14 protein-coding genes and 1 pseudogene are annotated in these 14,713 nt (G+C 73.9%); 7 read left to right on the top strand and 8 right to left on the bottom strand.

Annotation, left to right across the window (positions count from 1 at the left end; all coding sequences use genetic code 11):
- The first annotated feature begins 127 nt into the window (after nucleotides 1-127).
- On the top strand, nucleotides 128-1,450 hold the full coding sequence (locus tag ACR68M_RS01225) for a hypothetical protein (protein ID WP_441248482.1): 1,323 nt from the start codon (nucleotides 128-130) through the stop codon (nucleotides 1,448-1,450).
- Between the two features lie 240 nt (nucleotides 1,451-1,690).
- Entirely contained in the window at nucleotides 1,691-2,035 is a 345-nt protein-coding gene (locus ACR68M_RS01220) for a hypothetical protein (RefSeq protein WP_441248481.1), read from the top strand.
- Nucleotides 2,036-2,150: 115 nt separating this feature from the next.
- On the opposite strand, the gene ACR68M_RS01215 is transcribed toward ACR68M_RS01220, so the two are convergent.
- The 3 genes and pseudogenes from ACR68M_RS01215 to ACR68M_RS01205 form a co-directional block, all read right to left on the bottom strand.
- Nucleotides 2,151-2,822, bottom strand: a complete 672-nt coding sequence (locus ACR68M_RS01215; protein WP_441248480.1) for a methyltransferase domain-containing protein — start codon at nucleotides 2,820-2,822, stop codon at nucleotides 2,151-2,153.
- Nucleotides 2,819-3,499 (bottom strand): TIGR04282 family arsenosugar biosynthesis glycosyltransferase, encoded by a 681-nt coding sequence (locus ACR68M_RS01210; RefSeq protein WP_441251798.1) that lies wholly within the window; start codon nucleotides 3,497-3,499, stop codon nucleotides 2,819-2,821. Before ACR68M_RS01210 ends, ACR68M_RS01215 begins: the two co-directional genes overlap by 4 nt.
- A pseudogene (locus ACR68M_RS01205) lies at nucleotides 3,473-4,060 on the bottom strand (glycosyltransferase family 2 protein); the annotation flags it as partial. The gene ACR68M_RS01210 and the pseudogene ACR68M_RS01205, both read right to left, overlap by 27 nt.
- Nucleotides 4,061-4,310: 250 nt before the next feature.
- Between ACR68M_RS01205 and ACR68M_RS01200 the strand changes: the two are divergent.
- Nucleotides 4,311-5,069 carry a response regulator transcription factor gene (locus ACR68M_RS01200; protein WP_441248479.1) on the top strand — a complete coding sequence of 253 codons (759 nt, stop codon included), beginning with the start codon at nucleotides 4,311-4,313 and terminating at the stop codon, nucleotides 5,067-5,069.
- Between the two features lie 6 nt (nucleotides 5,070-5,075).
- Nucleotides 5,076-6,227 carry a sensor histidine kinase gene (locus ACR68M_RS01195; RefSeq protein ID WP_441248478.1) on the top strand — a complete coding sequence of 384 codons (1,152 nt, stop codon included), beginning with the start codon at nucleotides 5,076-5,078 and terminating at the stop codon, nucleotides 6,225-6,227.
- Between the two features lie 130 nt (nucleotides 6,228-6,357).
- Here ACR68M_RS01195 and ACR68M_RS01190 read toward each other — a convergent pair whose 3' ends face one another.
- Nucleotides 6,358-7,413, bottom strand: a complete 1,056-nt coding sequence (locus tag ACR68M_RS01190) for an NAD-dependent epimerase/dehydratase family protein (RefSeq protein WP_441248477.1) — start codon at nucleotides 7,411-7,413, stop codon at nucleotides 6,358-6,360.
- 97 nt (nucleotides 7,414-7,510) lie between these two features.
- On the opposite strand from ACR68M_RS01190, the gene ACR68M_RS01185 reads away from it, so the two are divergent.
- The gene (locus ACR68M_RS01185) at nucleotides 7,511-8,302 is read left to right on the top strand and encodes an Fpg/Nei family DNA glycosylase (protein WP_441248476.1); all 792 of its coding nucleotides are present in this window, start codon (nucleotides 7,511-7,513) and stop codon (nucleotides 8,300-8,302) included.
- A gap of 55 nt (nucleotides 8,303-8,357) precedes the next feature.
- Here ACR68M_RS01185 and ACR68M_RS01180 read toward each other — a convergent pair whose 3' ends face one another.
- From ACR68M_RS01180 to ACR68M_RS01170, 3 genes are all read right to left on the bottom strand, one after another.
- Entirely contained in the window at nucleotides 8,358-8,765 is a 408-nt protein-coding gene (locus tag ACR68M_RS01180) for a hypothetical protein (protein WP_441248475.1), read from the bottom strand.
- A gap of 185 nt (nucleotides 8,766-8,950) precedes the next feature.
- Nucleotides 8,951-9,865, bottom strand: coding sequence for a DUF2797 domain-containing protein (locus tag ACR68M_RS01175; RefSeq protein ID WP_441248474.1), 915 nt, complete (start codon nucleotides 9,863-9,865; stop codon nucleotides 8,951-8,953).
- Nucleotides 9,866-9,908: 43 nt separating this feature from the next.
- Complete coding sequence (locus tag ACR68M_RS01170) at nucleotides 9,909-10,541, bottom strand: uridine kinase (RefSeq protein WP_441248473.1); 633 nt, start codon at nucleotides 10,539-10,541, stop codon at nucleotides 9,909-9,911.
- A 140-nt stretch (nucleotides 10,542-10,681) separates the two neighbouring features.
- Between ACR68M_RS01170 and ACR68M_RS01165 the strand changes: the two genes are divergently transcribed.
- Nucleotides 10,682-10,864 carry a hypothetical protein gene (locus tag ACR68M_RS01165; protein ID WP_441248472.1) on the top strand — a complete coding sequence of 61 codons (183 nt, stop codon included), beginning with the start codon at nucleotides 10,682-10,684 and terminating at the stop codon, nucleotides 10,862-10,864.
- Entirely contained in the window at nucleotides 10,861-11,151 is a 291-nt protein-coding gene (locus tag ACR68M_RS01160; protein ID WP_441248471.1) for a dsRBD fold-containing protein, read from the top strand. Before ACR68M_RS01165 ends, ACR68M_RS01160 begins: the two co-directional genes overlap by 4 nt.
- A 299-nt stretch (nucleotides 11,152-11,450) precedes the next feature.
- Here the strand turns inward: ACR68M_RS01160 and ACR68M_RS01155 are convergent, their stop codons facing one another.
- Nucleotides 11,451-14,531 (bottom strand): tetratricopeptide repeat protein, encoded by a 3,081-nt coding sequence (locus tag ACR68M_RS01155; RefSeq protein ID WP_441248470.1) that lies wholly within the window; start codon nucleotides 14,529-14,531, stop codon nucleotides 11,451-11,453.
- Nucleotides 14,532-14,713 lie beyond the last annotated feature (182 nt).

The raw sequence follows: 14,713 nt of genomic DNA, 5'->3' as shown, positions 1-14,713 counted from the left end.
GCTTCGACCTGCTTACGGAAGTCGTACGGCGCCCACTTGCCGCACCGCGCATGACGAGCCCTTACGGAATCCGAACGGCAGCCCGCAGATCGCCCTCGGCCGGTCCACCCGGTGGCAGGGTGAACCCGTGCTCACCCGTACCGTGCTGCCCTGCGCCGCCGCCCTCGCGGCCCTCGTCACCTCCCTCGCCCTGACCGTCACCACCGGCGGCACCCTCGCCGACCCCGGGCGGCTGTACGGCTGGTACCTCGCCGACGCCGCGCTCTTCGCGCTCGCGATCGCCCTGCTGCGCCGGGTGCCCGCCCGGCAGGTCACGGCGCTGGTGCTGGCCGGCAGCGCCGCCGTCGCCGCCGTCGGGCTGCTCGCCCCGCCGCGCACCAGCGACGACGCCTACCGCTACGTGTGGGACGGCAGGGTGCAGGCTGCCGGGATCTCCCCGTACGCCCACGCCCCCGACGACCCGGCGCTCGCCCGGCTGCGCGACCCCGGGCTGTTCCCCGCCGGGCCCTGCACCGGCTGGGACGAGCGCCGCACGGCGGCGGGCGACTGCACCCACATCAACCGGCCCGCCGTGCACACCATCTACCCGCCGGTCGCCGAGGCCTGGTTCCTCGCGCTGCACCCGTTCGGCGGCGGAGTGCGCGGGGTGCAGGCGGGTGGCGCGCTGCTCGCCGTCGCGACGACGGGTGCGCTGCTGCTGGTGCGGCGGCGCAACTGGCAGGCCGCACTGTGGGGTTGGTGCCCAGGGGTGACGGTCTGGTCGGTCAACGACGCCCACGTCGACACGCTCGGCGCGCTGCTGATGGTCGCCTCGCTCGGCTGCGTCGCCGCTCGGCGCAGCCTCGCGGGCGGGGCGCTGCTCGGCGCGGCGGTGGCCACCAAGCTGCTCCCCGGGCTCGCCCTGCCCGGAGCGCTCTCCGGCCTGCTGGCCCGCCGCCCGACCCGGCGCGACCTGCTGCTCCCCGCCGCCGCCCTCGGCGCCTTCGCGCTCGCCTACCTCCCGTACGTGCTCGCCTCCGGCGCGGGCGTGCTCGGCTACCTGCCCGGCTACCTCCGGGAGGAGGGGTACGACCAGGGGCACATCGAACGCTTCGGCCTGCTGCGGCTCGCCCTGCCGGACAGCCTCGCCCCCTACGCGGCGGCGGCCCTGCTGCTCGGCGTCGTGCTGTACGTGTTGCGCCGGGGCGACCCCCGGCGGCCGTGGGGCGGCGCCCTGCTGGTGACCGGGACGGCCCTGCTGCTGGTCGCTCCGGCCTACCCCTGGTACGGGCTGCTGGTGGTCGCCCTGGCCGCCCTCGACGGCCGGTGGGAGTGGCTGGCCGTCCCCGCCGCTGGGCAGGTTCTGTACTTGGCGGGCGGCGAGCCGGCGCAGCAGGCCGCGTACGGCGCCGCGCTCGCCGTGGTGCTCGGCGGCACGGCCTGGCGGCACCTTCGGCGGAGGCATTTCTGACCGCCGGGGAACGGGATGATGCTGGTGATCCCTCGAACGAGTGGCGCCCGGCGTGCGGCCACTGGGCTGTACGGGCGGGTACGGACCGGCTCTGAGCTGCGACAACGCCGTGCCAGTCGGGTGTCAACTTGGCGCCACGCGAGAGCACTTGGGCGAAACGTTTCGCCGGACTCGGCCCTCTCTACGCTGGTCCACGACCCGACTCGTTCCACCAGTTTTTTCGGAGAGGTACCCCCGCTCATGCGCCTCCGCAACGCCGTTCTCGCTGCTTCCGCCGCTCTCGCGCTCGCCGTGTCCCTGCCCGCATCGGCGATGGCCGCCAGCGGCGAGTTCCGGTACAGCTACCTCGACTCCGACGGTTACGAGCAGCCCGGCATGCTCTTCTATCCGCCGAGCGGTGAGTGCATCGACCTGCCCGGCGCGGAGTCCGACGACCTTGCCCCGGCCTACGCGCCCAAGAACGGCACCCGCTCCACGGCGACGGTCTTCCTCGCCGCCGACTGCGTGGGTGACGTCTACTTCACCCTGCGTCCGGGCGGCTCCGCGAGCGACCGGCTGAAGGTCCGCTCGGTGGTCTTCTCCTGACCCGACTCCTGAGCTGACCCCCGAGCCGACGCCTGAGCCGACTCCCGCCCCGGCCGCGCCCGCGAATCCGCCCCGGACCGCAGACGCGGCCGGGGCGGGATCAGCTCTCCGACCGTTACGGAAGCTCCAAGGCGGTGCCCTTGCGCAGGGCCAGGAACCGCCGACCGTGCGAGACCCAGCGCTCCACCTCCGTCAGCCCGGCGCGGGCTGCCCGGTGGGCGGCGGCCTCCGCGCCCAGCCGGGCCCAGGCGAACGGCGGACCGCACCGGCCGCCCGCGCCCTCGACCCGTACGGTGCACCGCTCGTCGACCTCCTCCGGATCGACCTCGGCGAGCAACACCCCGCCGGGGGCCAGGAGTTCGGCGGAGCGCCGGAGCAGTGCGTCCGGGTCCCCGCCGATGCCGAGATTGCCGTCGGCGAGCAGCGCGGCGCCCCAGCGACCCTCGGCGGGCAGCCGGTCGAAGACCGACCGGCAGAGCGCCGGGCCGCCGAGCCCGAGTGTGCGGGCGACGGCGGCGCCGGTCACGTCCACCCCCAGCGCCGGGATACCGAGCGCGAGCAGCTCCGCCACCAACCGCCCCGGCCCGCAGCCGAGATCGAGCACCGGCGAGCCGAGCTGAAGGCAGCGCAGCAGCAGGCTGTGGTCCGCCCCGGCGGCGGGCTCGCACCAGCGCTCGACCTCCAGCCGCAGCCGTCCGCCGTCCGACCGGCGCAGCCAGAGCGGGCCGCGCCCGCTCTGCATCGCCTCCGCGAAGGGGTCGTCCACCCAGGCCGTGGTGAGGCTCACCCCGCCACCTCCGGCGAGAGCCGGAGGCTGCGCACCTGCGCGGCGAAGCGCCCGCCCGGCGCGAGTGCGGCGACCTGCTGCACCTCACGTGCGGTGTCCACATCGGTGAGTGCCGGGAGATGACTCACCGTCAATCCCTCGTCCGTCAGCCGGTCGAGCAGGGCCGCGCCCGTCCCCGGGGTGGACATCGGCACGCCCACCAGTAGTCGCCGTGCCAGCGCGGCGCTCGGCCGGGCCAGGCCGAGCGCCCAGAAGCCGCCGTCCGCCGCGGCGCCGTACCAGGCGTCAACTCCCTTGCGCCGCACGGAGGAGAGCGGCTCGGCCAGCATCGGGCCGGTCAGCTGCGGGGTGTCCATCCCGACCAGCAGCGCCGGAGCGTCCGGGGCGGCGTGCGCGAACGCCGCCGCGAGCCGCTCGTCCAGACCGCCGCCGCACTGCGGCACCACCTCCCAGCCGGGCGGCAGCCAGCCGCCCGGCTCACCGTCCAGCACCAGCAACCGCCGCCCGGCCGGCACGGCCGAGAGCGTCCGGAGGGTGTCGGCGAGCGCCGCCTCGGCCAGCGCGGCGGCCTGCTCGGGTGAGTACGGCGGGGTGAGCCGCGTCTTCACCCGGCCGGGGACGGGCGCCTTGGCGATCACCAGCAGGGTCGGCGGCGGCGCCGCGAGCACGGCCCGCATGTCGCGCACCGCCTGCCGGGTGCCGCGCAGCGTGCCCGTCACCTTCGACCGGCCCGAGCGCGGCAGGTAGTCGACCGGGCGCTCCACGATCCGCATCCCGGCCGCCGAGGCCGCGAGCACCATCTCCAGCGGGTAGCCGGAGCGCCGGTCGCCCAGCCCGAGCGCGAGCAGCCGCTCGCGCCGGGCCGCCCGCATCGGCCCGAGATCGTGCAGCGGTGCACCCGTCCGGGCTCGCAGCCGCCGGGCCAGCTCCGCGTTGGCGAGCCGCGCGTGCAGCGGCCAGGCCCCCAGCGAGACCGGCCGCCGCCGGCCGAGCACCAGCTCCGCCGTGCCGTCCAGCACCGGCGCGGCCACCCGGGTCAGCTGCGCCGGGTCGAGCGAACCGTCGCAGTCCATGAAGCACACCAGCTCGGCCGTGGCCGCCAGCAGCCCCGCGTGGCAGGCCGCGCCGAACCCGCGCCGGGGCTCGATCACCACCGTCGCCCCGAGCTCCCGGGCCAGCTCGGCCGAGCCGTCCCGCGAGCCGTTGTCCACCACCACCGCACGCCACCCGGCGGGCATCCGCCCGAGCACCCACGGCAACGCCGCTGCCTCGTCCAGGCAGGGCAGCACCACATCGACAGAACCAGGAAGGGGAGAGATCACGTTTTTCACGCTACCCACGCAGTCACCCGGCGCGACCGCACAGCAGCCTTACGGAAGTCGTACGGCGCCGGACCGGCCCGTCCCCGGGGCCCCGGGACCTTACGGAAGTCGTACGGCACCCCATGCGGTGTCCGCGCGACCCCGCGGACTTCCTATCCTCGGAGGTGTGACAGAGAATCCCGCCGTCAGCGCGCCCGGCCCCGTCGGCCGGATCCTGGTGGTCGACGACGACCCGACCGTGGCCGAAGTGGTCGCCGGGTACCTGACCAGAGCCGGCTACCAGGTCGACCGCGCCGCCGACGGCCGCCAGGCGCTGGCCCGAGCCGAGAGCTTCCGGCCTGACCTGCTGGTACTCGACCTCATGCTGCCCGAGATCGACGGGCTCGAGGTCTGCCGCCGCCTCCGGGCCACCGAGCACGGCGCCACCCTGCCGGTGGTGATGCTCACCGCCAAGGGCGACGAGGCCGACCGCATCCTCGGCCTGGAGCTCGGCGCGGACGACTACGTCACCAAGCCCTTCAGCCCGCGCGAGCTCGTCCTTCGGGTCCAGTCGGTGCTGCGCCGCGCTCGCGCCGCCACCCCGCCCCCGGCGCCGGGGCTGCTCACGGCCGGTGATCTCACGCTCGACCCGCAGGCCCGCCGAGCCAGCCGCAACGGCCGCGAACTCGCCCTCACCCTCCGCGAGTTCGACCTCCTCGCCTTCCTGCTCCGGCACCCCGGCACGGCCTTCGGCCGGGAGGAGCTGATGCAGCGCGTCTGGGGCTGGGACTTCGGCGATCTTTCCACCGTCACCGTCCACGTCCGCCGGCTGCGCGAGAAGATCGAGGACGACCCCGCCGCGCCGGCCCTGATCAGCACCGTCTGGGGCGTCGGCTACCGTTTCGACCCCGCCGCTCCCGTGTCCACCAACCCGCCGAAGGGCTGAACCGCCTTGAAGGACCTGCTGCTCATCGCCCTCTTCGCCGCCCTCGGCGCAGGCGGTGCCGGACTCCTCGGCTGGCCGGTGATCCGCCTGCTGCGGCGCCGTTCCGTTGCCCTCTCGCTCTTCTGCGTCGCGGTCGTCACCGTCCTCGCCATGACCTCGGGGACGGTCGCCGTCGCCCAGGCGATGTTCCTCTCCGGGCACGACCTCGGCGTGGTGATAACGGTGCTCTGCATGGCCGCCGTGGTCTCCCTCCTGACAGCGGCCCTGCTCGGCCGCCAGGTGGTGGCCGGCAGCCGGGCGCTCACGCTCGCCGCCCGCACCGTCGGCAGCGACACCGGCTTCGCCGCCCCCGCCCAGCCGCTCGGCTCCGAACTCGAGGCGCTCAGCCAGGAGCTGGCCGCCACCAGTGCCCGGCTCGCCGAATCCCGCACCCGCGAGCAGGCCCTCGAACGCTCCCGCCGCGAGCTGATCGCCTGGATCTCGCACGACCTGCGCACCCCCCTGGCGGGCCTGCGCGCGATGGCCGAAGCCCTGGAGGACGGCGTCGCCGACGACCCGCCCCGCTACCTCCTCGGCATCCGCACCGAGGTCGACCGGCTGACCGGCATGGTCGACGACCTCTTCGAACTCTCCCGCATCCAGGCGGGCGCCCTCAGCCTCTCGCTGGCCCGGGTCTCGGTCTACGACCTGGTCGGCGACGCGATCGCCGGGGCCTACCCACTGGCCCGCCAGCGCGGCATCCGGCTGGAAGGCGAGCAGGTCGCGGCCGAGCCCGTCGAGGTCGACGGCCGGGAGATCACCCGGGTGCTCGGCAATCTGCTGGTCAACGCCATCCGCTCCACCCCCGAGGACGGTGTCGTGGCCGTCGCGGCCCGCCGCGAGGCGGACGAGGTGGTCCTCTCCGTCACCGACGGCTGCGGCGGCATCCCCGAACCCGACCTCGACCGCGTCTTCGAGACCGGCTGGCGCGGCGGCGCCGCCCGCACCCCCCGGCCTCCGGCCCCCGGCGCCCGCCAGGACCACGGCGACAGCGGCGCCGGCCTCGGCCTCGCCATCGTCCGAGGCATCGTCGAAGCCCACGCCGGCCGGGCCAGCGTCCGCAACGTCACCGGCGGCTGCTGCTTCGAGATCGCCCTCCCCGCCGCAGCCAGCCGCTGACGCATGCACCGGGGCGTTGACCCCAGGGGCACGGGGAACTGCGCGCTACGGGAGGCACCGGACCGTCACTCCGATTTCGCGCAGTTCCCCGCGCCCCCCGGGGCTCACCAGTTGCGTACGCCCCCGGCCGTCAGGCCCGCAGCGGTGCAGCCGCGAACTCGGCCATCCCGGCGGCGAACGAGACCTCCGGGCGCCAGCCCAGCTCACTGCGCAGCCGCGTCGAGTCCGCCGTGATGTGCCGGACGTCGCCGAGCCGGTACTGGCCGGTCACCACCGGCGCCGGGCCGCCGTACGCAGCCGCCAGCTCGCCCGCCATCTCACCCACCGTGTGCACGGTCCCGCTCCCGACGTTGTACGCCCGCGAGCTGCCCGCCGGCCGGCCCCCGACGGAGTCGAGAGCGGCGAGGTTGGCCGAGGCGACGTCCTCGACGTGGACGAAGTCCCGCCGCTGCCCACCGTCCTCGAACACCCGGGGCGCCTCGCCCCGGGCCAGCGCGGAGCGGAACAGCGAAGCGACCCCCGCGTACGGCGTGTCCCGTGGCATGCCCGGCCCGTACACGTTGTGGTAGCGCAGGGTGAGCACCCGCCCGCCGCTCGCCCGCGCCCACGCGGAGGCCAGCTGCTCCTGTGCGAGCTTGGTGACGGCGTACACGTTCCGGGGGTCGCCGGGGGCCTCCTCGGCGACGAGGCCGGGCGCCAGCGCCGCACCGCAGCGCGGGCACGGCGGCTCGAAGCGGCCCGCGTCCAGATCGGCGGCCCGGCGCGGCCCGGGGGCGACCTCGCCGTGTTCGGGGCAGCGGTAGCTCCCCTCGCCGTAGACCACCATCGAACCGGCCAGCACCAGCTGTCGTACGCCGGTGCGGGCCATCGCCGAGAGCAGTACCGAAGTCCCCAGGTCGTTGCAGCTCACGTAGTCGGGCGCGTCGTCCAGATCGAGGCCGAGGCCGACCATCGCGGCCTGGTGGCAGACGGCGTCCACCCCGGCCAGCGCCCGTTCGACCGCCGCGCCGTCCCGGACGTCCCCGTGCCGGAACTCGACACCGTCGGGCAGTTCAGGTGAGCGCCCGGAGGGGTGGACGGCGGGCAGCAACGCGTCCAGCACCCGTACGCCGTGCCCGGCTGCCGCCAACCGCCGCGCGACAGCCACCCCGATGAACCCGGCCCCGCCGGTGAGCAGAATCTCCATACGCGTGACGCTAGCCCGGCCGACCGGCCGTGAGGCCGTCCGCCGCCACACCGTCAGGAGTTCGTAAGCAGGCCGCCGACCGGGGCATGATGGGGGAGTGCCCGAAGGTGACACCGTCTACCGCGCCGCCGCACAGCTGCACGAAGCCCTCTCCGGGCAGCTGCTCACCGCCGCCGACCTGCGAGTCCCCGCACACGCGACGGCGGACCTGACGGGGCGTCACATCATTGACACCACCCCACGCGGCAAGCACCTGCTCACCCGCCTGGAGGGTGGCCTCACACTCCACACCCACCTGCGGATGGACGGCCGCTGGGAGCTCTACCGGCCCGGCGAGCGCTGGCGCGGCGGCCCGGCGCACCAGATCCGCGTCATCCTGGCCACCGCCACCCGCACCGCCGTCGGCTACCGCCTGCCGGTCGTCCAACTCCTCCGCACCGCCGACGAGTTCCAGGCGGTCGGCCACCTCGGGCCGGACCTGCTCGGGCCCGACTGGGACCTGGCGGAGGCGCTCCGCCGCACCGCCGCCGACCCGGCCCGCCCACTGGGCGAGGCGCTGCTCGACCAGTGCAACCTGGCGGGCATCGGCAACGTCTACGCGATCGAACTCTGCTTCCTGGCCGGTGTCACACCGTGGACACCGGTCGGCGAAGTCGCCGCCCTGGAGCGGCTGCTGGCCCGCGCCCACCAACTCCTGGAGGCCAACAAGCTCCGCCCCGGCCACGTCACCACCGGCAACACCCGCCCAGGACACCAGCACTGGGTCTACGGCCGAGGCCGCCGCCCGTGCACCCGCTGCGGCACCACCATCCGGACGGCCACCCACGACCGCGAACGCCCGGCCTACTGGTGCCCCCACTGCCAACCCGGCCCGACCGCTGACGGGTGAGGCGAGCCCGGCCGGACCAGGGGGAGACTTGGTCCGGCCGGGCTGTCAGGGGGTGTCAGTACGGCGCGGTACAGGTGGTGATCTGGCGGGTCACGTCCAGGGCCGGGCCGGTGGTCGCGCAGACGATCGAGCGGTCGGTGGTGGCGACCTTCGGGGTGGCGAGGGTGAAGGTGGCCGAGCTGACGCCGGAGGTGGTGGCGACGGTCAGCCAGGGGCTGCCCCAGGCCCGCTGAGTCTTCAACTCCACGCGGATGAGCGTGGGTTGGAAGTCCTCGACGGCGATCTGGGCCATCCCGGCGACGCCGGTCGCATCCTGGGCCTTCCAGAGGCAGGGCTGGCTGGTCGTCGCCGCGCAGGTGGCCGGGGTCACCGGTGCCTGGGCGGAGGCTGCCCACGAGGGTGCGGCGATGGTGGCCGTCATCCCTGCCGCAGCGACCAGAACAGCTGCGATACGAGCGCGCATTACATCAACTCCCTTAGAAACAAAGGCTTGTGGCCTGATGGGGTGAGTATATGCACATGGTGTTCGTATCATCACTGTGCGCTGCGTCACACGGTGGGTGGTCAGGTGAACACCAAGGGCGACGGAGGTGGATGGCACGCTGCCCCCAAGGGGCGTGCCTGACAGACCCGGTGACGGGGGCAGGGTCAGAAGAGCGAGTCCTGCGCGCCCGGCTCGGCCGGGCGGCGGCACGGCCGGATCGTCAGCCCGGAGAGCGGGCCGGGGGCGGCGCCGGCCAACGCCCAGCCGGTCAGTAGGCGGGTGTCGAGCAGCAACGGCCGCTCCGGGTCGTCGGCCGTGTCGATGAAGAGATACCGCCCGACGGGTGCGCGGAGCACTCCACCGAGGGTGGCGTCGGCGCTGAGCGCCGTGATCTCCCGGTAGGCGGGCGGCGCGCCGTCGGCCAGGCCGAAGAGCCCGCACTGGTCCACCAGCGGGCCGTCCGGCAGGAGTTCGAGTGCGTGGCCGTCGAGCAGTCGCAGCACCTGCCCGCGGAGCTCCGCCAGTCGGTCGAGCCGTCCACCACCGTCGGGCAGTGCCCACCACCCGGCGGTCTTGGCCCGGGTGGTCAGCCGCTCCCGCGCCAGCCCGGCCTGTGCGACCGTCAACTCCGCCCGCCGCACGGCGGGGAGGCGGCCGCGCCCGACGAAGGTGAAGGCGAGCGCGGCCTGCTCCTCCAGGCGGGTGGTGCCGCGCTGCTCGGCCGTGATCCCGATCTTGAGCAGGCCGGTGCCGAACCACGCGAGGTAGAGCCGGTAGGTCTGCCCGTTGTCGAGGATCTGGTCGCGGGCGAGGGCGAGCCCGACGTCGGCGCCCTGGCAGGGCTCGCACTGCACCGACTTGGCGGCCGCCTCGATCACCGCCCGGTGCGGGCATGGCCGCTGCCCGGCAGCCGTCCGTGCGCCGGTGCACCGGCGTGGGCCGAGCACCCGCCAGCCGACCTCGGTGCCGGGGGTGACGATGCGCTCGTGCGCCCGCAGGCCGCTGACGGCCGTCAGTGACGGCCGACCGCCCTGCCACCGCAGCCCCGTCGCGGTCCACCCCTGCGCCTTCGTCTCCACAGCAGGTCAGCGTACGTCCCGGCTCTGACAACGCCGCTGCCGGTCACCGCTCCAGCAGTGCCGGGTGCCGGGGGTCGTCGGAGCGGACGGTCAGATCGGCCGCCCCCGCCGGGTCGGTCTCCGCCTCGTAGCGGGCGAAGGCGGGCAGCGTCCAGGCCAGTTCCGCCGGAGTCCGGCGGGCCAGGGCAGCGGGGGAGAGCATCAGGTGCACGGTCAGCTCGAACGGCAGCCACCGCCCCAGCAGCAGCGGCCCGTCCACGATCAGTACCCCTCCCGGTGGCAGTTCGGTGTACGGGGCACGAGTCGCCCGGTCCGCTACGGGGTCGCGGAGCGAGGGCAGCACCCGCCCGCTGCCGCCGGGCTCCAACGGGTCGAGCACCTCGCGCAGCAGGGCGCCGTCGTCCAGCCACAGGTCGTGGTACGCGTCCGGGTCCTGCTTGCCGTACTCCAGCCGTACCGACGCCGGGCGGAGGAAGCCGTCCGCAGGGACGCGGAGCACGGGGTGCCCGCGCAGCCGTAGCGGCTCGACCAGCGCGTCGGCGAGCTCGCCGGGCCGGGCGGCCGGGGCGCCGTCGATCGCGACCCGGGCCCGGCGGCCGCCGTCGGTGGGGAGTGCGGCGATCCGCTCGGCGAGCAGTTCGGCCAGCTTCTCGGGGGAGATCGGGGTCACCTGCACGGGCTCCGGGGTCCTTCCTGCGGGGTCGGTCCGATCATCCTCCCGGATGGGTGCGGCGAAGCCGAAACGCGACTGGACTGGCCGTCGGGGCGGGCGCAGGCTGGAGTGTGGGGGACGACGGGGCAGGAAGGGAGCCAGCGATGTCCGACATGCAGGAACGGTTCAGCGACAAGGCGGACCGGGACGCGGACGACGTCCGTGCGGCGGACCCGGAAGAGGGCATCACCAGCTACCAGAACGCCCATGCCCAGGACCTGCAGGCCGCCGAAGGCGCCCCCTACGAGGAGCAGCAGCCAGGCCGGCAACAGGACACGGCCCGATGAACGAGACCTTCGCCGCCACCGCACCCCAGTCCGAGGAGTGGCACCTCAGCCTCCGCCTCACCGAGGACGGTGACCTCACCCGGGCCCACGCCGAACTCCGTACCGCCACCGCCACCCTGGAGTCCGACGCCCAGGCCCTCCGCAGCCCCCACGACCCGCCCACGCCCCTCATCGGTGACGAGCTCGCCGCCGGCCGCGCCCTGATGGACCTCGGCCACCAACTCCTCCGCGCCGGAGCGGTCGCTGCCGAAGCCGCCGAATCGGCCCGCCGCCGGGATGCTGGGTAGTCGGCCTGCCTCACGGCGGAGGCAGGCCGGTCCGGGTGCGTCAGATGTGAATACAGACGAACCCGACTGCCAGGGCGATGAGCACCCCGGCGTAGTGGAACGGCGAGAACACGGTCGTCTCCTTCTGGATACGTGCTAGCCTGACGTGAATCTAATGAATTAACTTTAGTCATGTTCATATCCGCAAGGGCGATTCGCACTGCCCTGCGAGTTGCACCGTAGCGCCTGCGATCTGGTCGCAGAAAATCTTGCGGATTGCCCCCGCATGCCCGCCGGTGGATCACTACGATTGCGCTGGGCTATGCCCGCCGACTGTCACGCCGATCGCGGCGGATTTCGACCAGTGCCTGCTGCGCTCGGGCGGCGTCGCCCGGTGAGTGGAGCTGTTCGGCAAGCGCCAGCGCCTCGGTGAGGTAGTTCTCGGCCCGGTCCAGATGGTGCCGCGCGGCCTCGGCCTCGCCCGCACCCTGCAAGGCCAGGATCTCCTCGCTGCCTGCGCCGATGCCCTGGGCGATATGCAGGGCGTCGAGGTACTTCGGCAGGGCCTGGTCGTGCTGTCCGGCCCCGGCGTAAAGGGCCCCGATCGTGCAGAGGGCATCGGCCTCGTTCTTCTGGTCGCCCAACCGCCGCCAGATCGCGAGGGTCGATCTGCCGAGCTTCAGGGCGACGGGGAATTCCTCCGGAAGGTCCAGAGTCTTCGCGAGGTTGATCTGGATGGTCGCGCTGTAAACCTCGTTGAAGAATTCCGAGCTGAGAGCCAGCGATTGTTCGAACGCCTGCCGGGCCGATTTCCGGTCGCCGGTCGCGAAATGCAGTTCGCCCAGGTTGTTGAGTACGGCGGCTTCGCGCCGGGTGTCCCCGCCCTGTCGCATGCCTGCCAGCGCGGCGGTGAGCTCGGTGAGCGCTTCTTCGTGCCGTCCCAGCAGTAGCAGCGAAATGCCGTAGCTGTTCCGGCTCCGGGCCAGATCGAAGCGATTTCCCGACAGTTCTCGGATCTCCAGCACGTCCCGCTGGTGTGCGAGTGCCCGCTCGTGGTCGCCGGTGCTCCAGCTGGCCAGCCCGAGCTGGGTGAGCCCCTCGGCGACTCCGTCGGCGTCGTCGAGGGACTGCGCCAGCACCACCGCTCGCTCGCCGACGCTCGTCGCCAGCGGGAAGCGTGAGGTGCGGCAGTACGTCAGGCCGAGGCTGATCAGGGCGCGGGCCTCCGCCCGGCGGTTGCCGGTGCGGTTCCAGTGTGCGGCGGCTGCCGCGTGCATGGGCTCGGCCTCGGGCCAGTAGCTCTCCAGCTCCAGGAACTCGGCCAGGATGTGGGAGAGCCAGGCGGCCTCCTCGGGGAGCCCGTGCTCGCGGGCGTGGCGCTCGATGTTGAGCAGCGAAGCCCGGCTCTCCGCCAGCCAGTTGGCGGCCTGCTGGTCGTCGTCCCAGCGCGGGTCGGCCTCGCCGTCGTCCAGCAGGGGGAGCGGGAGGCGGACGCGGCGCGGGTGGAGGGTGCGGTCGGCGCTGTCCGCGGCGCGCAGCGCGTAGGTCACCAGGCGGTGCACGGCCTGGGTGCGCTCGGCGGCGGAGTCCTCGGCATCGGCCAACTCGACGGCGTACGAGCCGAGGAGGTCGTGGAAGCGGTAGCGCTCGGCGGCCGGCTCCTCCAACAGGGAGCTGTACAACAGGCTTTCGAGCATCCGCTCGGCGTGCTGGACGGAGCTGCCGAGCAGCGCGGCGGCGTCGCACGGGCCGAAGTCGGGGCCGGGGTGCAGGCCGAAGCGGCGGAAGGCGGTCTGCTGGTCGGGCGTGAGGGAGACGTACGACATCGAGAACGCGGCCCGGACGGAGTCCACGTCGTCGCCGAACTCGTTCAGGCGGCCGTGCTCGCGGGCCAGCCGCTGCGCGAGGTGGGTCAGGCTCCAGGTCGGTCTGCCTTTGAGACGGCTGGCCACCAGCGTGATCGCGAGCGGCAGCAGACCGCACCGCGCCACCACGTCACCCACCTGCTCCACGTCCTCCATGTCCTCCGTCCGGTCGGGGCCGACCAGCTGGCGGAACAGCGCGGCGGCGTCCTCCGGCGGCAGCGGGTCGACGAACAGGGCCCGGGAGCCGGGGAGTTCGACCAGGCGGTGGCGGCTGGTGACCAGGACGAGCGAGGGGGATCGGGGCTCCAGCAGCAGCGGCCGCACCTGCTCCGGCCCGGCCGCGTCGTCGAGCACGACCACCGCCCGCCGGGTGGCCATCTCGCTGCGCCACAGGGCGCGCAGCTCGTCGAGGCCGTGCGGGATGGCGGAGGGGGAGATGAGCAGCGAGCGCAGCAGGGCGGCGAGTGCCGCCTCCGGGGTGAGCGGCTGCTGGGTGGGGTTGTGGGCCCGCAGGTCCAGGTAGAGCTGGGCGTCCGGGAAGCGCTCGCGCAGCCGGTCGGCGGCGTGCACGGCGAGCAGCGTCTTTCCGATTCCGCCCATCCCGCACACCGTCTCGATCCGCACCAGCCCGCCGGCCCGGGTGTCGAGCCCGGTGAGGCGCGACAACTCGGCTCCGCGTCCGATCAGTTGCGAGAGACCGGGCAGGTTCGACGGGCCTCGGTGCCGGGCCGCGCCGCGCGGCCCGGAGTCGGCGGGCGGGATCAGCTCGGCGATCGGTGCCTGGCGCAGCACCAGCGCGTGGGTGTGGGCGAGTTGCGCGCCCGGCTCGGCGCCGAGGGTCTCCAGCTGGCGCCGCCGGAGCTGTTGGAACACCTGGAGGGCCTCGCCCTGGCGCCCGCAGCCGTAGAGCGCCACCATCAGCTGTCCGCCCAGGCTCTCGTCGGCCGGACGCTGTTCGAGCCGGGCCCGTAAGTCCGGTACGGCCTCGGCGAACCGGCCCAGGCGCAGTTCGACGGCGGAGCGCGCGAGGGCGGCGGAGTGCCGCTGCTCGGCCATCAGGGTGCGCGCCGTCTGCGCCCAGGCGCCGGGGAGCCCGGCGAGGGCCTCGCCGTGCCAGAGCCGGTCGGCCGCTTCGTAGGCCTGGAGGGCCCGCTGGTCGTCACCGGATTCGGCGAGCGAGCGGGCCTGGGCGGCGAGGCGGCCGAAGTGCCGCCAGTCGACGGCCTCGGGCTCGGCCTCCAGGGTGTAGTGGCGGGCGCCGGTGACGATCACGGGCTGCCCGGCCTCGTCCCCGCCGGCCTCCTGCAACCTCCGCCGGAGTCGGGACACCAGCACGTGGAGGTTCGACTGTGCGTTGGCGGGCGGTTCGTCGTCCCAGATCCGCTCGGCCAGGAGATCCAGCGAGACCGGCTTGCCGAGATCCCGGGCGAGGATGGCGAGCAGCGTGCCGCGATGGCTGCGGCCCACCGGAAGGGCGGCCGTCGGTGTGCGGAGTTCGATGCTGCCCAGCAGGCGGATCATCATCAATGCCCCCACGAGGCTGGTTTACCCCCACCCGCCTGTGGGAGCATGGCAGACCTTGGACAACAGTGCCGTACCAACCTAACAAGGGGAACAGAAAGCCACCGAAAAATCCACCAACTTCCCTTGCCCGAATCACCATTGAGGATCTCTCAGGAGTATCGGGCAACTGATCGGAAGTCATGGACGGAAGGATG

This window comes from Kitasatospora sp. McL0602, assembly GCF_052076145.1.
Classification (GTDB): domain Bacteria; phylum Actinomycetota; class Actinomycetes; order Streptomycetales; family Streptomycetaceae; genus Kitasatospora.
Note: the sequence above shows the minus strand (reverse complement) of the source record. Positions and strands in the feature narration are given on the sequence as shown.